Source organism: Acinetobacter sp. I-MWF (genome assembly GCF_025433935.1).
GTDB lineage: Bacteria > Pseudomonadota > Gammaproteobacteria > Pseudomonadales > Moraxellaceae > Acinetobacter > Acinetobacter guillouiae.
The window spans coordinates 1,950,215-1,971,427 of sequence record NZ_JAMBAR010000001.1; the positions used below are offsets into that span (position 1 = coordinate 1,950,215).

General features: G+C 37.3%; 22 protein-coding genes and 1 tRNA gene. 12 read left to right on the top strand and 11 right to left on the bottom strand.

Annotated elements, in window-relative coordinates; all coding sequences use genetic code 11:
• Window positions 1-315: 315 nt before the first annotated feature.
• The 6 genes from M2R48_RS08980 (at window position 316) to M2R48_RS09005 (ending at window position 6,139) form a co-directional block, all read left to right on the top strand.
• Window positions 316-1,002: a hydrolase gene (locus M2R48_RS08980; protein WP_004821006.1), complete on the top strand. Its 687-nt coding sequence runs from the start codon at window positions 316-318 to the stop codon at window positions 1,000-1,002.
• 39 nt (window positions 1,003-1,041) lie between these two features.
• Entirely contained in the window at window positions 1,042-2,916 is a 1,875-nt protein-coding gene (locus M2R48_RS08985) for an amidohydrolase (protein WP_262085838.1), read from the top strand.
• Between the two features lie 56 nt (window positions 2,917-2,972).
• Window positions 2,973-3,137 carry a DUF1427 family protein gene (locus tag M2R48_RS08990; protein WP_004721074.1) on the top strand — a complete coding sequence of 55 codons (165 nt, stop codon included), beginning with the start codon at window positions 2,973-2,975 and terminating at the stop codon, window positions 3,135-3,137.
• A gap of 38 nt (window positions 3,138-3,175) precedes the next feature.
• Window positions 3,176-3,853, top strand: coding sequence for a YoaK family protein (locus M2R48_RS08995; RefSeq protein WP_227515068.1), 678 nt, complete (start codon window positions 3,176-3,178; stop codon window positions 3,851-3,853).
• 48 nt (window positions 3,854-3,901) lie between these two features.
• The gene (locus M2R48_RS09000) at window positions 3,902-4,609 is read left to right on the top strand and encodes a YoaK family protein (protein ID WP_262085839.1); all 708 of its coding nucleotides are present in this window, start codon (window positions 3,902-3,904) and stop codon (window positions 4,607-4,609) included.
• A 267-nt stretch (window positions 4,610-4,876) separates the two neighbouring features.
• Window positions 4,877-6,139 (top strand): carbohydrate porin, encoded by a 1,263-nt coding sequence (locus M2R48_RS09005; protein WP_262085840.1) that lies wholly within the window; start codon window positions 4,877-4,879, stop codon window positions 6,137-6,139.
• Between the two features lie 126 nt (window positions 6,140-6,265).
• Here the strand turns inward: M2R48_RS09005 and trmB are convergent, their stop codons facing one another.
• Window positions 6,266-6,982, bottom strand: coding sequence for a tRNA (guanosine(46)-N7)-methyltransferase TrmB (gene trmB, locus M2R48_RS09010; RefSeq protein ID WP_004821023.1), 717 nt, complete (start codon window positions 6,980-6,982; stop codon window positions 6,266-6,268).
• Window positions 6,983-7,121: 139 nt separating this feature from the next.
• Complete coding sequence (locus tag M2R48_RS09015; protein ID WP_262085841.1) at window positions 7,122-8,045, bottom strand: LysR family transcriptional regulator; 924 nt, start codon at window positions 8,043-8,045, stop codon at window positions 7,122-7,124.
• A 93-nt stretch (window positions 8,046-8,138) separates the two neighbouring features.
• On the opposite strand from M2R48_RS09015, the gene M2R48_RS09020 reads away from it, so the two are divergent.
• The 3 genes from M2R48_RS09020 (at window position 8,139) to M2R48_RS09030 (ending at window position 10,801) form a co-directional block, all read left to right on the top strand.
• Window positions 8,139-8,561: a PACE efflux transporter gene (locus M2R48_RS09020; RefSeq protein ID WP_004821026.1), complete on the top strand. Its 423-nt coding sequence runs from the start codon at window positions 8,139-8,141 to the stop codon at window positions 8,559-8,561.
• Between the two features lie 200 nt (window positions 8,562-8,761).
• Complete coding sequence (locus M2R48_RS09025; RefSeq protein WP_034612872.1) at window positions 8,762-10,021, top strand: putative DNA modification/repair radical SAM protein; 1,260 nt, start codon at window positions 8,762-8,764, stop codon at window positions 10,019-10,021.
• Window positions 10,022-10,801: a TIGR03915 family putative DNA repair protein gene (locus M2R48_RS09030; RefSeq protein ID WP_262085842.1), complete on the top strand. Its 780-nt coding sequence runs from the start codon at window positions 10,022-10,024 to the stop codon at window positions 10,799-10,801.
• Between the two features lie 296 nt (window positions 10,802-11,097).
• Here the strand turns inward: M2R48_RS09030 and M2R48_RS09035 are convergent, their stop codons facing one another.
• From M2R48_RS09035 to M2R48_RS09045, 3 genes are all read right to left on the bottom strand, one after another.
• Window positions 11,098-11,907 carry a siderophore-interacting protein gene (locus tag M2R48_RS09035; protein ID WP_262085843.1) on the bottom strand — a complete coding sequence of 270 codons (810 nt, stop codon included), beginning with the start codon at window positions 11,905-11,907 and terminating at the stop codon, window positions 11,098-11,100.
• Between the two features lie 152 nt (window positions 11,908-12,059).
• The gene (locus tag M2R48_RS09040) at window positions 12,060-12,575 is read right to left on the bottom strand and encodes a GNAT family N-acetyltransferase (protein WP_262085844.1); all 516 of its coding nucleotides are present in this window, start codon (window positions 12,573-12,575) and stop codon (window positions 12,060-12,062) included.
• Between the two features lie 197 nt (window positions 12,576-12,772).
• The gene (locus M2R48_RS09045) at window positions 12,773-13,366 is read right to left on the bottom strand and encodes a TetR/AcrR family transcriptional regulator (protein WP_262085846.1); all 594 of its coding nucleotides are present in this window, start codon (window positions 13,364-13,366) and stop codon (window positions 12,773-12,775) included.
• 134 nt (window positions 13,367-13,500) lie between these two features.
• On the opposite strand from M2R48_RS09045, the gene M2R48_RS09050 reads away from it, so the two are divergent.
• Window positions 13,501-14,712 carry an MFS transporter gene (locus M2R48_RS09050; RefSeq protein WP_262085847.1) on the top strand — a complete coding sequence of 404 codons (1,212 nt, stop codon included), beginning with the start codon at window positions 13,501-13,503 and terminating at the stop codon, window positions 14,710-14,712.
• Window positions 14,713-14,973: 261 nt separating this feature from the next.
• Here the strand turns inward: M2R48_RS09050 and dctA are convergent, their stop codons facing one another.
• Complete coding sequence (dctA, locus tag M2R48_RS09055) at window positions 14,974-16,257, bottom strand: C4-dicarboxylate transporter DctA (protein ID WP_262085848.1); 1,284 nt, start codon at window positions 16,255-16,257, stop codon at window positions 14,974-14,976.
• Window positions 16,258-16,546: 289 nt separating this feature from the next.
• On the opposite strand from dctA, the gene M2R48_RS09060 reads away from it, so the two are divergent.
• Window positions 16,547-17,086, top strand: coding sequence for a type 1 glutamine amidotransferase domain-containing protein (locus M2R48_RS09060; protein ID WP_262085849.1), 540 nt, complete (start codon window positions 16,547-16,549; stop codon window positions 17,084-17,086).
• A gap of 46 nt (window positions 17,087-17,132) precedes the next feature.
• On the opposite strand, the gene M2R48_RS09065 is transcribed toward M2R48_RS09060, so the two are convergent.
• The 3 genes from M2R48_RS09065 to M2R48_RS09075 all read right to left on the bottom strand — a co-directional run bounded on the left by M2R48_RS09065 (window position 17,133) and on the right by M2R48_RS09075 (window position 18,516).
• Entirely contained in the window at window positions 17,133-17,405 is a 273-nt protein-coding gene (locus M2R48_RS09065) for a putative quinol monooxygenase (RefSeq protein ID WP_262085850.1), read from the bottom strand.
• Between the two features lie 298 nt (window positions 17,406-17,703).
• Window positions 17,704-17,780 (bottom strand) — tRNA-Ile (locus M2R48_RS09070).
• 589 nt (window positions 17,781-18,369) lie between these two features.
• Window positions 18,370-18,516 carry a hypothetical protein gene (locus M2R48_RS09075; protein ID WP_262085851.1) on the bottom strand — a complete coding sequence of 49 codons (147 nt, stop codon included), beginning with the start codon at window positions 18,514-18,516 and terminating at the stop codon, window positions 18,370-18,372.
• A gap of 311 nt (window positions 18,517-18,827) precedes the next feature.
• On the opposite strand from M2R48_RS09075, the gene M2R48_RS09080 reads away from it, so the two are divergent.
• Entirely contained in the window at window positions 18,828-18,998 is a 171-nt protein-coding gene (locus tag M2R48_RS09080) for a hypothetical protein (RefSeq protein WP_004821078.1), read from the top strand.
• 426 nt (window positions 18,999-19,424) lie between these two features.
• Here M2R48_RS09080 and M2R48_RS09085 read toward each other — a convergent pair whose 3' ends face one another.
• Window positions 19,425-19,658 (bottom strand): DUF2171 domain-containing protein, encoded by a 234-nt coding sequence (locus tag M2R48_RS09085; RefSeq protein ID WP_004721027.1) that lies wholly within the window; start codon window positions 19,656-19,658, stop codon window positions 19,425-19,427.
• Between the two features lie 211 nt (window positions 19,659-19,869).
• Window positions 19,870-20,976, bottom strand: a complete 1,107-nt coding sequence (locus M2R48_RS09090) for an OmpW/AlkL family protein (protein ID WP_262085853.1) — start codon at window positions 20,974-20,976, stop codon at window positions 19,870-19,872.
• Between the last annotated feature and the right edge of the window lie 237 nt (window positions 20,977-21,213).

Below are 21,213 nucleotides of genomic sequence, written 5' to 3' on the forward strand. Positions count from 1 at the left end.
CCCGCTGCGCCTTGCGCTGCAAACAAAGCAGTGCTTTGTTCTTGCTCAGGGTTGTGGCTAAAATTATCTCAGCCTACGTTATGAAACTCGAAAATAGTCTCGCTATTCTCTTCGTTTCATGCCTTGCCTGCTCAATTTTAGCTTACAACGCAAGCCATTTATGAAATCTCAACAGCCCCTAAAGTAACGCATCATTCTATACTGATCAATCATTGTATCTTTTTAGGATACAGTTTGTATTTAAAATAGTGTCTAGTGGTTTACGTGTATTTTTGCTTTTATATAAATTCCTTTATAAATGTGTTGCGAATCAAAATGAATAAAGCATTTTTAGAACAACTTACACCTCAAAACTGTCAAATCATCTTTATTGATCAACAACCACAAATGGCTTTTGGCGTACAGTCAATTGATCGTCAAACGTTAAAAAATAATGTGGTGGGATTGGCTAAAGCCGCTCAGGTTTTTAATATTCCAACCACCATTACAACAGTAGAAACAGAAAGTTTTTCGGGACACACTTTTCCAGAATTATTAAATGTGTTCCCTGAAGCACCTTTACTCGAAAGAACCTCTATGAACTCATGGGATGACCAAAAGGTTCGTGATGCATTGGCAGCCAATCATCGTAAAAAAATTATCGTATCTGGTTTATGGACTGAAGTTTGCAATATTACATTCGCTTTTGGCGCGATGCTGGAAGGTGATTATGAAATTTATATGGTTGCCGATGCTTCAGGTGGAACTTCAAAAGAAGCACATGATTATGCGATGCAACGGATGATTCAAGCAGGCGTGGTTCCTGTAACCTGGCAACAAGTTTTACTTGAGTGGCAACGTGATTGGGCACATCGTGAAACTTATGATGCAGTGATGGACATTGTGCGTGAACATTCGGGTGCATACGGTATGGGCGTAGATTATGCATATACCATGGTACATAAAGCGCCAGAAAGAACCACAACGCAACATGAAGTTATTGCACCTGTATCAGCAAAATAAACCTTATGGATATAAATATTCATCTACATGGAGATGATCATGACAGATGTACAGTTAATTCTTAAGAACGGCAAAATTACTACGCTCGACCCGAAACAACCAGAAGTAGATGCAATTGCGATCGTTGACGGAAAAGTGTTTGCCACGGGTGATGAAAATAGCATCATGAAGTTGGCCAAAGCCTCGACAAAAGTGATTGATTTAAATGGTCGTCGCGTTATTCCCGGTTTAAATGATAGCCATCTCCATATTATCCGTGGCGGGCTTAACTATAATATGGAGTTGCGTTGGGAAGGGGTACCGACTGTTAAAGATGCATTAAACTTACTCAAAGAGCAGGCAGAAAATACGCCAGCACCACAATGGGTCCGTGTTGTCGGTGGGTGGACTGAATTCCAATTTGCAGAAAAGCGTTTACCAACTTTAGCTGAAATCAATAAAGCTGCACCTGATACCCCAGTTTTTATTCTGCACTTATATGCAAGCGCAATGCTGAACAGAGCAGCATTAGATGTCTTAGGATTTAATAAAGATACGCCTGATCCACCTGGGGGCAGAATAGAACGCAATGAAAAAGGCGAGCCAACAGGTTTATTATTGGCAACGCCTTCTGCTGCAATTCTGTATTCAACACTGGGTAAGGCACCCAAATTACCCGTCGAAGATCAAGTGAATTCTACCCGACATTTTATGCGTGAGTTAAATCGACTCGGTGTCACTTCTGCGATTGATGCCGGAGGGGGCGGGCAAAACTATCCAGATGATTATGCAGTGATCAATCAATTGCATGAAAAAGATCAAATGACCGTTCGTATTGCTTATAACCTCTTTGCACAAAAAGCCGGTGAAGAGTTAGAAGATTATCAACGATGGACAGAAATGACGTTTCCCGGTGATGGCGATGCATTATTGATGATGAATGGTGCGGGGGAAAATCTGACTTGGTCAGCTGGTGATTTTGAGGATTTTTATGAACCTCGCCCAGATCTTCCAGAAAAAATGGAAACCGAATTAGAAGCCATTGTTGAACATTTGTCTGAGAAGAAATGGCCGTTTCGAATTCACGCCACCTATGATGAAAGCATTAGTCGATTGCTCAATGTTTTTGAACGTGTCAATGGTAAAAAGCCATTTGAAACCCGTTTTATTATTGACCATGCAGAGACGGTTTCAGAAAAAAACATAGAACGGATCGGTGCACTTGGTGGTGGAATTGCCATTCAACACCGTATGGCATATCAAGGCGAAATCTTTGTTCAGCGTTATGGTGCCGATGCAGCCAAAGACACGCCTCCGGTAAAAAAAATGCTTGAGCTGGGTGTGCCAGTGGGAGCAGGAACAGATGCGACGCGTGTTGCATCATATAATCCATGGGTCTGTTTGGCATGGTTAACCACAGGTAAGACTGTGGGTGGCTTTGCTTTATATGATGAGAAAGACTTACTTGATCGTCAGACAGCGCTAAGACTATGGACCAAAGGATCGGCTTGGTTTTCAGGCGAGCAAAGTAATAAAGGCGCTTTAGTCGCAGGTGAACATGCGGACCTTGTTGTACTTTCAGATGACTATCTCACTGTTGAGGGCGATGAAATTCAATTTATTGAATCAGTCATGACGGTGATGGACGGTAAAGTGGTCTATGCGGGTGCCGAATTTAAGCAACAAGATCCACCGATTCCACCAGCATCGCCTGATTGGTCACCAGTCAAGCGATTTGGCGGGCAGTGGCGCCACTCTGAAAATCGTAATGCGCCTTCCTTACAACCCTTACAAAAAAATTCAGCAGTGTGTGCATGTTCTAGCAGCTGTGGCATGCATGGACATTCGCATGCATGGATGATTGACGTTCCTATCAATGATCAGGATAAAAAATCATTTTGGGGCGCATTAGGCTGTTCTTGTTTTGCTTTTTAAAACCAACCTAAAAAATTCCATCTGAAACTAGGTGGAATTTTATTGGGGAGAAATTTATGAAAATCTATCTGATCTCTTTGGCCGTTGGGTTGTTGGTTGGCGTGTTGTATTACCTATTAAATGTGAAATCTCCAGCACCACCTTTTGTAGCTTTATGTGGTTTATTGGGAATGGTTATTGGTGAACAGCTCATGCCAATGATTAAAAACTTATTATCCTAACGATAGGGTGATGCAATAACTGGAGAAAGGGGCAAACGATGCAATTTAGACTAAGTAAGTTATTGAGCTTCAATGCAGGCTATGTCGATACTGCAAGCTTTCTCGCATTGCATGGCTTATTTTCTGCCCACGTGACAGGTAATTTTGTAACATTAGGCGCGGCTTTAGTCTCTGAGAGTCAAACAGGTGCTTGGGCCAAATTGGCGGCATTACCGATGTTCTGTATTACAGTCTTATCAGTCAAATTGTTGGATCAAAAGTTTATCCGCCACCAAAACAGTTCATATGCGTTTTTTCTCAAACTGATGTTTTTGCTTTTTAGTATTGTCGCTGTATGTTCCTACTTTTATTTGCCCTTTCCTAAATACGATACCATCATGAGTTTCACTGTCGGTATGTTATTGGTGGCGGCTATGGCGATTCAAAATGCGATGCATCGTATCCATTGGACGAAAGAATCACCAACAACTGTGATGACGGGTGCTACAACACAATTGATGTTAAATATTGCTGAGCTTTTTTCCAAACCTTCTCAGGAAAAAAGACTGCAAATTCGACAGAGTATTGTTGCAATTTTTCCAACCATGTTGAGTTTTGCACTGGGGTGCGCAGTTGCTGCAATCGTATATAAATTTGCATTGCTGTGGTTATTTTTGCTTCCCCCAGTTTTGTTACTGATGATTTACATCAATCGGGACAACTATAAAAAAGCTTAGGTTTTGACAGATCCTAATTCTAATTAATTATTGAATGACGAGTAGAACATGGAAAATATACAAACGACGCCACCGAGTGGGTTTTGGAAAACATGTCGAGATCCTTTGTTATTGACAATTGTGGGTGGCGCAATTGATACCATTGGCTTTATCGCACTGTTTGGTTTTTTTACTGCGCATGTCACAGGAAACTTAGTCTTAGCTGGTGCTGCTTGGGTCAAAGGTGGGCCTGGAATTTGGATTAAGCTTGGGGCAATTCCCTTATTTATTCTGACTGTTGCCATCACCAAATATTGGATTGATCGTAGCGTACAAAAACATACCACCTTAAGTTATTTATTTTTGGGGGAAGCAATTTTTTTAATTGGGTTTATGCTTACGGGTTTATATTTTGAACCGTTTAAAGATGCCAATAGTGTCACTGTCGCAATTACAGGTGGTTTAGGGCTGATCGCCTTAGCTATTCGTAACACTTCAAGTAAAACCTTAATTAAACATATTAGTCCGAGCACCATGATGACGGGAAATACAACACAGTTAGGTATAGATATTTCTAATTATTTAAGAGATCGGAGCGATAGCAATATGCAAAAGCTACAGCATAGTTTCAGCATTGTAGTGGGTTTTGTGATTGGCGCATTTTTAGGTGCTTTTTTATATGTGTATCTAGATTTCTGGAGTGTCGCTTTCTTTGTCGCACCTGTGTTGTATCTATCTTATCTCGCAGCCCAGCAAAGATTTGTCCAACCAAGCTAGTGGCTTAATGATGAATAAACCTCAATGAGTAATCATGCTTGATGGCGTTTTTGTCATGATTATTGTGACCACGTAGGCGCTTAAAAATTCCTTCAAATATCTATTGGAACAATCATTTTTTAGTTAAATCAAGCCTTGATTGATTTAACTCGCATTCATCATTCACATTTTTGAAAAATCCAGAAATTAAGCCATGTCTTGTCAAACAGCAAAGCCAGCATCTGTCATTTATTTTAATTATGGACTTTGCAAAATTAAGGTAAACCTATGTCAAATTTAATTAAATGTATGATTCCTTTTGTTTCATTGCTCAGTATACAGTTGCATGCTGCTCAATACAGCTTAGACAAAAATAGTCCTTATTTGTTTGGTGATTGGCAGGGGATGCGGACTGAACTTTTAACGCAAGGGATTAAATTAGATGCAAACTTGATTGTAGACAGCGCTTATTTAGCCGATGGTGGCTACAATTCGGGGAATGATCCTAAATATGCCAGTCAATTTTTAATTGGTTCAACTTTAGATTTAGAAAAGCTGGCAAATTGGGAGGGGATGACATTAAAAGTAACAATCACAGCAAGACAAGGACAAAGTTTATCTTCGGAAGATATTTCTGATCCATCTGCACCACAGCTTGCCAATGTTCAAGCAAATTATGGTCGTGGCAACAGTAAAAGTCGACTGACCGAGTTTTCTTTGGAGAAAAACTTTAAACAACAGGGGCTTAGTATTAAATTAGGGCGTTTGGGAATAGGTACAGATTTCAATGTGATGTCTTGTGAATCTCAAAATAATTCATTTTGTGCTGCGCAAATGGGAAAATGGCAAAGCGGAATTTGGTATAACTCTCCAATTTCTCAATGGGGTGGTCGTTTAAAATATCAATTTCACCCAGATCTGGCCGTACAAATCGGCGTTTATGAATATAACCCTCAAAATGCTTTAGAACGTCATGGCTGGAATCTGAGTACCCATCACGCCGATGGTGTCACCATTCCATTAGAGATGATCTGGCAACCGAAATCATTGATCAATGGATTAGCAGGAACTTATCGTGTAGGAGCTATGTATAACAGCGCAGATGAAGCTAAAAATCAAAAGGATATACGGACGGGGCAGCAACAAAATCATACTTATGGCGCTTGGTTTAATTTTGACCAGCAGCTTACTTCTGTTGGTGTAGGAAATCAGGGCTTACACAGTTTTGCCAATTTTACATTCCATAGCCGTACCACCAACAAGGTGGATCAGTCTCAACAGATCGGTTTAAAGTATTATGGGGTGATAAGCAGCCGAGCTGAGGATAATTTGGGTTTTGCACTGAATCGTATTCATATCAATGATCGTTTTGCAGAAGACAAGAAACAATTTAATGCTGATGCCGAATATAATATTGAATTAAATTATAGTTATTATCCAACAAAATGGCTGATGTTACGTCCAAGCCTGCAATATATCGTTCATCCTGGTGCAACACATGATGTTAACAATGCTTGGGTCTTGGCACTGGGAACAAAGCTTAACTTTTAGCATAAAAAATCTAGCTAAAATATTTTAGGATGAGTCCAATTTAAATAGACAACATTAGACAAAAAAATAGCACTAAATATTTGATATTTAATGCTACAGATAAATTTAGAATGAGGATGATTTGGATTAATTTATTTTCTTAAAAATAAAGTCATTAATCTTATGACCTGCCTCAATACCACGACGTTCAAACTTTGTTTGTGGACGCCATTCAGGACGAGGATAGCTATTGCCTTTGCCTGCTAAATTTTCTAAACGAGGACGATTGTCTAAAACATCGAGCATCCATTCAGCATACGGTTCCCAGTCTGTTGCAGCATGAAATGTACCACCGATTTCCAGTTTTTCTTCAACCAATGGCATACGATCATGAGAAACAAAACGGCGTTTAAAATGACGTTTTTTCTGCCAAGGATCAGGGAAATAAAGTTGAACTGTATTGATACTATTGTCAGGCATTTCACGCAGAACTTGGATTGCATCTGCATCTAAAACACGGAGGTTTTTAACTTCTGCCATACCGGCTTCATAAACACATTGCGCAATACCAGGCACATGCACTTCGATTCCAACAAAATTACGTTCAGGATTGGCTTTTGCCATCAGAACCAAAGAGCGGCCCATACCAAAACCAATTTCTACCGTAAGTGGGCGTTCAGGATGTTCAAAGTGTTGACGTAAATCGCCGACAGGGTATTCCAAAATTAAATCACGATGTTGTTCAAGCGCAGTACGTTGTGAAGTATTGAGCGGTGACGATCTACGCATAAATGTCACAATTTCACGGTGTTCTTGCAAATTGTCTAATTCTACAATTTGTGCTTCAATTTGATCGTTTGACATGATTTAGGTAATACTAGAAATCTAAAAGGCGTATTGTAAGTGCTGAGCTTCGCAAGTCAAATTTTTTATAGAATTTCATTCAATTCTAATAAATTTACAATGAAAATTGGATAAAATAAAATCATTATCGAGCACTGAGTCAAAGACAATTCTTGTTATTCAATACGTCGTTATGTTCATTTAGACTTTGTCTAATTAACTCGATTAATTCACGGGATGCTTTAGGTAGCGCTTTATCTTTTAACCAAATCAGATAAATCGGAACAGAAAGTTGATTGTAGGTATTTTTAAAATCAATTTGGATTAAACGCCTAGCATCAATATGTGATTTGACCAATGAATATGGGAAATTTCCCCATCCTAAGCCGATCTCAACCATATCAATCGCTGTTTGTAGATCATTGGTTCGCCAATAAGATGCAGCAATTACCGATCTCAAATCTGCAATATCAAGCGCACTACTCGCAACAACAATTTGCCGAACATTAACCAAATCCTCGATATAAATAGGATGAACTGCTTGATTCATCAAAGCATGATTTGCAGATATCGTTGCAACAACAACCTCCATGCTGACTAACTGTAAATGTTCTTGCATTTTAATATGTTGCCCTGAACCCGCTAAACAAATTGTGATTTGTTCTGAATACAGTAAATGCAAAATATCATCTTGTGGTGCAGTAATGATTTCGATATTGAGCAGTGGGTATTTTGATGCAAGTTTATCAATAGATTGTAAAAGCTTTTGATTATTTACATCCGATACAACCCCTATTTTTAAGGTGCTCTCCAAACCTAAGGACAGTTCATAAGCATGTTTACTTAATTGTTTTAATTGTTCTGAGATGATTCTTGCTTGTGGGGCTAAGGCAAGTGCTGACGCTGTTGGAATCACTTTGCGGGGTGTTCTTTCAAACAGTTGTAAGCCTAATTCTGCTTCAATATTTGCGATACCCATACTGACGGCTGATGGTACTCGATTTAAGGCACGAGCCGCAGCAGAAAAAGAGCCTGTATCCATTACTTTTACAAATAATTCTATATTTTCGCTGGTGAAATTCATAATTGGTATCAGTCAAACTGAAAGCTATTGTCTTTATCTATTATTATAACTGAAATTAAAATGGCTTTTTTGAAAATCTGTTTGGGTAAGTTTATGCAAGGTCTTAAACGTAGAGTAATTTATGTAAGTACCTATGAAATCATTGGACTGGGTATTTCTTCTTTGGGGCTGGCACTACTTTCGGGTACACAATTAACCCATACAGGGCCTTTGGCTTTCCTGATTACCACGATTGCTGTGAGCTGGAACTTTATTTATAACTTAATTTTTGAAGCATGGGAAAAACGCCAAACTTTACGTCAACGTACAGTAAAACGCCGTGTAGCTCATGCGATCGGATTTCAATTAACCTTAGTAGTTTTTCTTATTCCATTGATTGCATGGTGGATGAATATTAGTTTTCTAGAGGCATTTTTATTAGATGCGGCTTTAATTGTTATCATTCCAATTTATACCTTTATTTTTAATTGGTCTTTTGATCGATTATTTGGTGTTCCACTTTCCGCTCAAGCTTAAAAATGTAAATGTTTCTGCTTAAGTTATTTGCCCATTCAATTGAATGGGCAGTAATTTAGGTTTTTTCTAGCACAATAATTTCTATTTAACGCTTTAAATTTATACGACAGCTGATGTCGCAACAATAAAGAAATCGCCATTGTTGACCGCTCATAATTTATATAATTACTAAAGTTCATTCGGAAAATTAGGTGTGAGTGATGACAGAGCGTATTAGAGAAAAACTGCAAATTTTAGCAGATGCTGCGAAGTATGATGTGTCATGTTCATCCAGTGGCAGTAACCGCAAAAATAAAGACAGTGGGCTAGGCAATACGGGGGCTGGAATTTGCCATAGTTATACCGAAGATGGTCGATGTGTATCGTTGCTTAAAATCTTATTTTCCAATGTGTGTATTTTTGATTGCTCATATTGTGTTTCTCGCCGTTCTAACGATGTCAAACGAGCTGCTTTTACGGTGCAAGAAGTTGTTGATTTAACTATTAATTTTTATAGAAGAAATTATATCGAAGGGCTGTTTCTCAGTTCAGGAATCTTTAAGTCAGCAGACTATACCATGGAGCGCATGCTACAAGTTGTTAAAAAGCTACGATTAGAAGAAAACTTTAATGGCTATATTCATTTGAAAACAATTCCAGGTGCTTCACAGGAGATTATCCATGAGGCAGGGCTTTATGTAGATCGGATGAGTATCAATTTAGAAATGCCTACCGCAGAAGGTTTAAAAAAGTTTGCTCCTGAAAAAACCCATGACGAAGTGCAAAAAGATTTGGGCATTGTTCGAGACCGTTTGATTCAATTTAAAGATGAACGAAAAATTATAAAAACTGTGCCGAAGTTTGTTCCAGCAGGACAAACAACGCAAATGGTGGTGGGTGCACATAATGAAACGGATCAGGATATTATCTTAATGGCTGATCGTCACTACAAAGAATTTAAACTCAAACGGGTATATTTTTCGGGCTATATTCCGATTAATGATGAAGAAAAAGCGTTGCCTTCGGTGGGTTCAGCACCGCCATTACTGCGTGAAAATAGATTGTATCAATCGGATTGGTTAATGCGATTTTATGGCTTTGAAGCGACTGAAATTGTCAATGCAAAGCATCCAAATTTAGATTTAGATATCGACCCCAAACTGAGTTGGGCGCTACGTCATCCCGAACAATTTCCTATCGATATCAATCAAGCTGAATATCGAATGATCTTAAGAGTCCCTGGAATTGGGGTCCGTTCAGCTAAGAAAATTGTTCAAGCACGTCGCTTTGGTAAAATTCATATTGATCAAATCAAAAAACTGGGAATTGCGTATAACAGGGCAATGCATTTTATTCGTTGTGCTGATACCCCTCCATTTTTAAAAGATCAATTACCCAGCCAAATTCGCCAGAAAATATTACAGACAGGACATTCAAAATATACTCAACAACTTTCACCCCAGTTGGATTTGTTATTCTAAATGGCGAAATATATTTTTGATGGGACCATGACAGGGATTTTGTGCTGTGTATTTCGTGCATTTCAATTTAAAGAGTTTGATGTCATTGTCTCAAGTGAAAACAACACTCAAGCCGCTTTATTTGATGAAATGATTTTTGTTGAATCCAATGACGTTCAAGCCAATAGAGTTTGGCAAGGCCTAAAGTTAAAAGTTTCAGCAAATGGGTTACGTAACTTTTACTATACTTTTTTATCTGAACAGGAAGATGCTTTTCAACATCTGTTTAATTTTAGTGTTTATGCATTCTTCGCTCAAAAAGCGATTGATCGAGATTTTGGTCATCCAGATGTTTTGGCACTGTCAAAATGGGCCAAACAAGTGGGGAGAGAAAAGCACCGTATGGAAGCTTTTGTTCGCTTTAAAAAATGTAAAGATGAATTATTTTTAAGCTTGGTTAAGCCAGATTTCAATGTTTTGCCTTTGATCGAAAAGCATTTTAAAGCCAGATATCAAGACCAGCGCTGGCTTATTTATGATGAAAAACGAGATTTTGGTATCTATTATGATTTAAGACAGGTTCATCATGTCAATATGAATGTCTTAGAGATTGATCGAAATATTCATCAAGGCTCTAGTCAGGATTTTAGTGTTGAATTAGATCATCAAGAGGTCTTATATGACCAACTTTGGAAAGATTATTTTAACAGTGTAAATATTTCAGCGCGGAAAAACATTAAACTACATATTCAATATGTACCAAAGCGATATTGGCGCTATATGAACGAGAAAACGATTTAAATATTTTTAAATCAATAATATGGGCTATATCTATAGCTGGATCTTGAATAATATAGTTTTGGTTTTGATGTCTAGCTGGCTTTCTACATTACATTTATGAATGAGTTTGGAAATTTGTCAGTTCTTAGGTATTAAATAAGATTCTCTGATTATTCTATATTTCTAAGACTCTTGTTTTTTCAATTGATTTTTTTCGGAATCAAAAACCTTATAAACCCTAGTTTATAAGGTTTTAACGCATCTACTCAGAATAATATAAATCAGATTTCGGGATTGATCATTTATTCACTTTAGACTTAATCATCTAACACTTTAGACAGTCGTTCATTATCTGCTTTCCCAATCTGCCAGTAAGAACAAGCATAACAATCTTCTTTGCCCCAATCACTTTGCTTTCTTAAGATATTACGACATGCCCGTACGGCTTGTAGTTCGGCGGTAATATGTGCAAAACGGCTTGCTGGTAGATTAATGAATTCAGGATGGCGTAACAATTCGTCAGCCAATAAACTTTGCTGAAGCGGGTTCGGATTGAACAGCCATATCTGCTCTAAATCCGCTTGTGTATGTAGTTCGATTTGATCTTCTACAGTTGCCACTTCTGCAATAACATATACTTTGGCATCAGCTGTTAATTTTTCTAAGATCGCTTGAGTGACTGCAAGTCCAGTTCCATCAGTGATAATGAGATAATGATTCATTTCGGTAGGAATTGAATTTTTAGCGGCAGTAGACATGGTTACGCCAATTTGATCTCCAGGTTGAGCACGATCTGCCCAGTGACAAGCCATCGTATCTGTACCATGCATTGCAAACTCGATGGTTAGGGTTTTGTTGACTAAATCAATATCTCGATGGGTATAAGTCCGAATTTCTGGCATCATCTCAGGATTACTGACAATCCATTTACGCTGATTAAAATCAAAATCAGGAATTTCTATCGCAGTTTGATCATGCCTTGGAATAAAAATTTTATTGTTATCACCAATACTGGTGTATTTGAATTTCTCTACATCTGCACAGTCAAAAATAATACGAACATAGTTTGGACCTAGATATATTTTCTCTTTCACTTGAATAAAAGTGCGATGTGCATTCAGCGCCATGATTTATTTCATATAAATAACAATAATTCTCATTATCGTATCGGCTTTTACATGAAAATGCCACTATTACCGCGAGAGTTGATGATAAAACTGCAAAGATGCTCTATATCCTGCATCAATTAATCATAAACAATTTAATCTATCTATTTGTATTATTCAGTATGAGGAGGAATAACATAAGTCACTGAATCATATTTAGGTTTATTTTTATATTCAGAAATAACTCCACCTAAAGATTCTGCGATATGACGACTGGCATAATTTTCAACAGCTACAGGATAAATAAAATTTTTAAAACTCAAGTTGCCTGAAGCCCAATGAACCATGCTTGTTACCGCATCTTTACCAAATCCTGACTTATGTCGATCTTCTCGAATCCAAATGCCTAATTCAGGTGTTTCCGTTTGTATTTGGTGCAGTCCTGCAAGGCCAAGAAACTCATAATTAGCAATGTTTCTGACGACGAAAATTAACTCATTCCCATGTTTAATATTCTCTAGCCATTTATGCCAGATCTCATCAAACTCTTGACGGTTTTGTGGAGGATCCCAAGCCATATATCGAGTTAAGGTGGGAGTAATATGCTGAAATACCTCATCAGCATCCAAAGATGTAAATGGTTTTAAAACAACTTGAGAAAAATGGATCTCTATATTATTCCAGTTCAAAAAAACCTCGAAAATTCAAAATTACAGTTAATTTATCGTATAGCAGCCAAAAGGTACATGGTTAAAATCAGGATCAGTTTAAGCTAAAAACCAATCCTAAATTGAAGCCAACAATAGGGATGTCGATTCTAATTTTCTAATTCTATTCTGAATATCGAGCTTCAATTTAAATCCTGTATTCATAGCAATCAGAATTTTTATTGATTTACTTTAATCAATAACCCGCGGAGTAAAAGGTTTAGTGCTGTTCTTCCCGAGTTGAGTCTTTGATTATGGTCTTCACCATCAGCTATCCAAAACGCGGCTTCAGCTAAACTGCCATAAATTAAGCAGGCGAGTGCTTGCGGATCAGCTTGCTCAATGATTCCTTGCTGGATAAGTTGCGCTATCTGTCTTTGCATCGAATCAATACAGTGCTGTTGCGAATCTATAGATGCACTACCCAATACCGCTCGTGCATCGCGCAGTACGATGCGCTGATATTCTGATTCTATTGCCATGTCTAGATAATTATGACAACGCTGACTAAATCCTGTCCAAATATCTTTAGCTTGTTCGGAGATCACATCTAAACGTTGATCCATTTCATGATCGATTTGTGCAACGACTGCAGCCAGTAATCCTTTTTTATCACCAAAATGGTGATACAACGCACCACGAGTGAAACCTGCCTGTGCGGTGAGATCATCCATTGAGGTATCGGCATAACCGCGTTCACTAAAGACTTTTCGAGCCATCGTAATGAGTGCAGCACGGGTCTCTTCCATTTCAATACGAGTACGACGAACCATCAACTTCTCCTTACATACGTTTCGTATGATTATTTACATACACTGCGTATGAATGTATGCTTTATTCATACGCAGTGTATGTATTTTTGCTGAATCCTTATATGTTTGCAAGAGATTGTATTCAGGAGTGTCTGATGATTGGTCCATATAGAGAACTATTTTGTGTCGCGGGTACCCAAGGTTTTGCTTTGGCTGGTCTATTGGCTCGGATTGCCTTGCCGATGACCGGCATTGGTATCATTGTAATGTTGTCTCAACTGAGGGGGAACTATGCGCTGGTAGGTGCAGTGTCTGCGGTATTCGTATTGACATACGCATTAGTGTCGCCCCAAGTATCAAAGTTAGTTGATCAATATGGACAAAGCCGCATACTGCCTATCGTAACAACGATCAGCAGTATTGGTTTATTGATATTGGTATTTGCTTCATGGTGGCAGGCTGCTGATTGGACGTTGTTTGTGGGGGCATTATTGGCGGGTTTTATGCCCAGTATATCTGCCATGGTAAGGGCGCGTTGGTCGGCACTATATGCTGGACAAGCTCAATTACAAACCGCTTACTCACTAGAAACAGTCCTAGATGAAGTCACTTTTATTATCGGCCCGCCATTGTCTGTTGGTTTATCGGTAGCAGTGTTACCACAAGCAAGTTTATTGGTTGCAACATTGTTGTTGATTATCGGTGTATTTCTACTGGTGTTACAACGGGGTACAGAACCCCAAATCGACACACAAGATTTAACTCATAAGCGTTCAGGCTCAATCATTATGCTTGTTCAGATACGCTTGCTGACATTGTTAATGGTCGGAATGGGAATCATTGTAGGTACGATTGATATCGTTAGTGTCGCCTTTGCTGAACATCTTGGTCAGCCTGCAGCTGCCAGTTTGGTGCTTTCTGCATATGCGTTAAGTTCATGTTTAGCTGGCTTATTATTTGGTGCAGTTAAATTGAAAATGTCTTTACAGCATCTTTTATTACTCGGAGGCGTGGCAACTGCAGCGAGCACATTACTCTTATTATGGGTGAATAGTATTACGATGCTGGCAAGTAGTGTTTTACTGGCAGGGGTATTTTTTGCACCGACGATGATCGTCGCAATGGCACTGGTTGAGCGCATTGTGCCAAAACATCGCCTGACGGAAGGTATGACATGGTTACTGGCTGGGTTAAATGTTGGCGTGGCACTAGGCGCAGCAATCTCTGGACAAATGGTTGATGGCTTTGGGCTAAGATCGGGTTTTCTCGTTGCATTATGCGCAGGGGGTATAGTGTTGGTGGTTGTGTTATGGGGACATTATCATATGGCTAATGACAGCATAGCCATATCAAATGATCCATCATGATGATCACTACGATTCTTTTTGCTGTGCTTTCTGGAGTGGTCTTCAATTGAGGACTTTAGTTTAAGTAAATGCCATGATTTATAAAAAACCATTTCAGCGACTCAATGCGGAAATGGTTTTTATGAAATATGTGTGCTTAAGATAGCGTTAAAGGATTTTATCTAAAGCGTATTCTGTTGGTTATAGTATAGTTGGTAATAGCGCGTTGGTTTTGCTGTAAGATAAAACTCTAATTTTTCCCCACTATGTGTTAATTGCGTTTTAACTGCCCAATTCATTTTTTGCCCAGTTCGGATCATCTAACATTTGATGTACACGTTTCTTATCAACATCATTTTCCCATACACCAATCACTAAAGTTGCGACACAATTACCAATCAAGTTGCTTACTGCTCTTAAAATACCAATCAGCCAATCCACTGAAAGGATCAATACCAAGCCAATCGCAGGGATAACAGGAAAGCTGGATAAAGTCGCAGCGAGTACAACGATTGCTGATGCAGGAATACCATGTGCTCCTTTTGAGGTAAACAAGGTGATTAAAAGAATCATGATGAGGTCTGAAATTGTTAGATGAACGCCTGTCGCTTGCGCAATAAATACAACAGCAAGGGTGAGATAAATTGAAAAGCCATCTAAGTTAAAAGAGTAACCCGAAGGAATGACGAGGCTTACTGTAGAGTCTTTTATCCCTAATTTTTTTAGTTTATACATCACTTGCGGTAATACCGAATCAGAAGATGATGTTCCACATACAATGGTGATTTCTTCTCTAAAATAGCGAATAAGCTTAAAAATATTGAAGCCTAAGAGTTTTAATACCAGACCAAGTATGACGATCACAAAGAAAATCACAGTTGCATAATAAATTAAGACCAAATAGCCCAGATTAAGTAAGGTTTCTATTCCAAACTTTGCTACGGTAAAAGAAATTGCACCAAAAACGCCGATAGGGGCCAGTTTGATGATGATGGACATGATTTTAAAAATAACTTGAGATATTTTGTCGATAAAAGAGGCAACAGGTTCACTGACATCTTTAGACAGCATAGATAATGCAACGCCAAATAAAATTGAAAAGACAACCACTTGCAGAATATCATTTCCTGTAAATGCACCCACAGCAGTTTGAGGAATCATATTTAAAAAGAAATCAGCTACACCTGTAACTGCATGGATATTTTCATTGTACTTGTTCATTTGGGACGCATCTAAAGTCGAAATATCCACGTGCATACCATGCCCAGGTTTAAATATATAGGCTGCGGCTAAGCCTAAAATTAGAGCGATAGTAGTCATGATTTCAAAATAAATCAGTGTTTTTATTCCTACTTTCCCAGCTTTTTTTAAGTCTCCTGCACCATAGATTCCTAATACAATGACGCAGAATATAAGTGGAGCAATCAACATTTTGACAAGTTTGACAAAGCCATTACCAAACACTTGAAAATTGATCGCAATATGAGGCAAAAAGTAACCGAATAAACAGCCAATCACCAATGCAATCATCACTTGTAAAAATAAAGAGCGTTTAATGAGCTTCATTGAGGAGATTCATAACTAAAAGGTCACTTGAAAAAGCAATAGTTATGCCATTTTTTGAATGAATAATTTTTGGTCTTTTCTGTAGCTTTTGTTGTAGTGTTATTTGATTGTTTGATATATAGGCTACTTAATGCGGTATTCGATTATTTATAGATTAAAAAATAAAAAGGATATATAACAAGCCTTAAAAGAATCTCCTAAAACATTTAACAATAAGAAGCTAAAACTTGTACATCTGCAATCGTATTTTTTGTTAGCTTGAAATATACCGTATTGTTGGAGTAGGAAAATGACTAAAAAAGTACTATTCATCACTTCAAATTCTGGCGTTGAGCATGATGAGCTTAAAAAACCTTTAGACTTTTTGACGAGCAAGGGCATAGAAAGCATTCACGCTGCGATTGAATTAAAAGATGTACGAACCGTTGTTCATGATGATGAAAAATCGGTGTCATATAGTCCGCATGCGATTTTGGAAAAAGTAGATCCAAGTGATTATGACCTGCTGGTTATTCCAGGGGGAACGGTCAATGCCGATCAATTGAGAATTGATGAGAATGCTAAGAAAATCATTCAATCCTTTACCGACCATAAGAAACCGATTGCTGCCATATGTCATGGACCATGGGCTTTAATCAATGCAGAAAGAATTAAAGATAAAAATTTGACTTCATATAAAAGTATTCGCATAGATTTAGAAAATGCAGGTGCAAACTGGATAGATGAAGAAGTTCATCGTTGTAATACGGGTGGATGGGTACTCATTACATCACGTAGTCCAGATGATATTCCTGCCTTTAATGAGGCGATATTAAAAGAATTGGAATAAGTGAATAGAGTAGGCTAGGCAAAGTGTAAATTTTTGAGATAGCCCTTTAATCAAGGGTTACTTCATACAATCTTTGAATATGTTGGGTTTTAATTCCCCACACAGAGCCAGATATTCTACGTTGATGGTTCTCAAAACTTTGTCGATTCTCAAAAACTTCATGAACATCCCAAATTAAGGGATTTTGACTCTGTTTGACCTCAAAAGAAACACAACCTTGTTCTTGTCTGGTCAACTTGATATGTTTTGGAAGATACTTAATTACGATATTTAATTCATGTTCAGAAACACAGATTAACTGACCACATAGCTTAACCATAGCATTCTCATTGATAAAATATAGCTGTTGTTTTATGTAGGCGTAGTACTAGTCTTGCATATATTATTATTTTTTGCGTAAAAATTTAATGCGCATTTTATTCGATCTTTCATAAATCAAAAATGATCATGTTGAGTGATTTATATTGGTATTGATGGTTAGGATCAAGGCGTATGTTGATCTATGGTTTAGAAATGACTTATGAAAGGAGCCTATAGAATTGCTTATAGATAACTTAATAAAGAAGCAGATATTAAAAAACCACTTAGGATTAATGCACCTAAGTGGTTGTCTTATTTGGTGGGCCCGCCCAGACTTGAACTGGGGACCAACGGATTATGAGTCCGCTGCTCTAACCAACTGAGCTACAGGCCCTTCATCAAGTGAATTGATTAATTATCAACTACTTGGAACGTGTGCAATACTATCTAAGATTTTAGAGTTTATCAAGTTTTTTTTACAAGTAGACTGTAGAGAATAGCTTGATATAGTGTTTAGCATTGCGACAGCTAGAGATTCTATATAGGTCAACACCAAGAGTAAAGCTGACAAAGACATTTATTGATCAATTGGAGCTTAGATCTACGATTTATCGAGACAAGGAGTTGATTGGCTTTGTTGTAAGTGTAAATAACAGCGATAAAACTTACTGTCGATGAAAGAAATTTCTTGGTAGATCTGTGTGCACGACTTTGGATATATGGAAATATCAGTCTAGGGAAAGCGTATGACTTAGCACAGGGGAAATTGCTACAAATGGCATAAGGAATAAATCCAACCATAAAAAAGCAAAAAATATTAGAGCAGCAACAACAATTAAATATCGAGAAAAAGAAGTCTACAGCAGCTATAGCAAACTAAGCTTTTATGGATTACCTCAATTTAAAGTCTCTTCAAGCAAGATCAATTATGGATTATATAATCAAAAATAGATCGTTCAAAAATAGCTGCACATTACTCTAACTTAGCTTTGCCAGCTTGCAAGCATATAGATCACAATCGCAATTAAAAATAGACCCACTAAGAGTAAAATATATTTAGGGATTCTACGCTTTTCTTGTGCTTTTTCAGATCTTTCTTGAGCGGTTGAAGGGTTGTTATCATGTTGCATATTAACCTCTAAGATTTATCAAGTGATTAATTTATATGGTGGACTAATCTCATCAATACTGTGTGAATAAATGTTGTTCAAAAGTGATCAATGTAGATTAAATGAAAGATTAAGTATTAAATGAAATGATGCTTTAAAATAAGGGTTAGTAATTTTTAAAATAAAAACATAGTTTTAATTGGTATTCTGTATTGAGTTAAAATAAATAGGCTGAGCTTAAATTCACAAGCACTTACAACACTAAACAGCGGATAAAATAATCCATGCTATAAAAATAATGCTTTTATTTAACATTATATGGAGAAGTGATTATGTCTGTAGGTGATAAATCAGCATATACAGCAAAGCAGAAAAGACAAGCGCAACATATTTATGAAAGTGAGAAAAAACAAGGTCGCTCAGATGAAGATGCAGAACGTATTGCTTGGGCGACTGTAAATAAGCAGGATGGTGGTGGGAAAAGAAAAACGCAGCATTCTTAACTGATTAAATCCACCTCGGTGGATTTTTTATTTGCTAAATAAACTATTAATTTCCAAAACTAAATGAGAGCATCCTAAAGATGATTTTTAAAGTTTACTTATAGGGTTATTTGAAATATTACACCGTTAGTCATTATCCATATTACTACTTATAAATTCTAGAATAGAAAATATATCAACAAGCAAAATGAGTGAATATCAATATGCAATTCAATACTGGGGCAAACGCCTTGATCTTATCAATGAAGGCGAAAGACAACGCCAATCAAGGTTAGATGAAGATACGAAAGTCTTAAAAAATAAGATTTAATCAAATATAAAACGCTCGATGAAATTCATCGAGCGTTTTATATGAAATAAGTGTCAATCTACTTCAGAACGAGACACATATAAAATTGAATATAACTCAGTTGTAATAGGCCAAATCTATACTTCTAGCCAAGTGTCTTTAACCTCTTGAGAATCTTTAGTTAAGATAACTTTTTCGCCTTTTATCTCACCAACCCAAGATGTTGGGATGAGATGGTGATGTCCATCGCCATGTTTAGTCAGCTTAATTTGGTCTGCTCCAACAAGGTGATCTACCTCACCAACTTTGGTTCCACAAGAGGCAATAACATCGGCATGATTCTTAATACTTTCAACATTGATAGAAGTCATTTGATACTTTCCTATTGAAATGTGATTTGAATATTTACCTTATATGAAATAGGTAGGTGAGTCTTGGTCTGAAATGAAAAGGCTACAAGACAGCCAAAATAATTACTTAATGAATTAAATTTTATACATGGTAATTTTTTGAAATTAATGATAAATGAAGCCATTACAGTATTTAAGTTGCTGTAATGGCTTCAGGTTTTAACAGATAGACTTAGAAACGATAACCTACACCAAGGTAAGTGATCAGCGGGTCGATCTCAATTTTAGTTTTAGCCTGAATAAGCTTTGCATTGTTGTTGGTATTGAGGACGGTAATGGTTGCAGTATTGTCTAACTTCGCATACGAAATAGAGGCAGTCGCAAACCAGTTTTGTTTAAAGTCATAGGTAAAACCAGCAGTAACAATCGGTGCAATAGTATCAGTAGCATCTACCTTAACTTTCATGTTGCCGCTTGATGGCTTTCCTTCTAGAGAAGCGCCTGCTTTACCATCATGAATGTTTTGAATCATATGTCCAGCACGTATCAAATCATTTTCAATCCCTGAATTAATTTCGATCTCGTTGAAGTAGGCATACATTAAACCAGCACCTACAAATGGTCTGAACTTATTGACACCAGATTTACCAAAATAGTACTGCGCTTGTATTGCAGGCGTCCAAGCTCTAGCAGATGCAGCAGTGTTATAACTATCCAAATCTGTAATCAAAAGATTGTTTTTTAAATACAAATCGCCTACTAAGCCTTGAAGTGGCTGAGATGTTGCTGAAAAGGGTGCATAGACAGTACCTTTCCCTTTTAGATCAACTTTTGGTGGAATCCCTGCAATCAATTGAACGGCAACATTGTCAGTGACATTATAAGTAAACATCATACCTAGCGTGTCTACATCCTCAACTTCCAAACCAGCATCCGCTGACCAGTTGGCAATCCCATTGATTTCAGCAATTCCTGTTAATTGGTCAATTAAGGTTGGGTCGTCTGCCATGATTACATCTAGCAGGTCATCAAATAAATATCGTCCTTCTTCATTACTTGGTGCATTGAGCAAGCTAATTAGGTCGGGATTCATTGCATCAATACGAGATTGATCGACATTGTTTAAAATGGTTTGGCCTGTAATTACACCCACAGCAGCTTTAGTACCATTACCCACAGAGGTGTTAATCCTAAAAGGTTGTGCTTTCCCCATTGATGACATATGCAACCAACCTGAAGAAACAGAGAAGCGTTTAAAATCTTCAGCTTGGCTTATTCCCGCAATACACAAGAGTGAGGTTGTAACGATGGCTTTTTGAAAGATCTTTTTTATTTTCACTTTGATTCATCCTTTTAAATACAATCACTGTCTTCTTGACAATGAGATTATTAAAATTACATAAAATAACCAATAAGTAGAGTAAAAACTCTAATTTAAAAACAGTATTAAGACTTAAAAGTTAATTAATAATGATTGAAAAGTAATATAAAAAACATAAAATCATAGAGTTGTTTGAAAATAATGTATTTTTAAGTATATTTTTCATATAAATAAAGTATTACAAAATAGTGACAT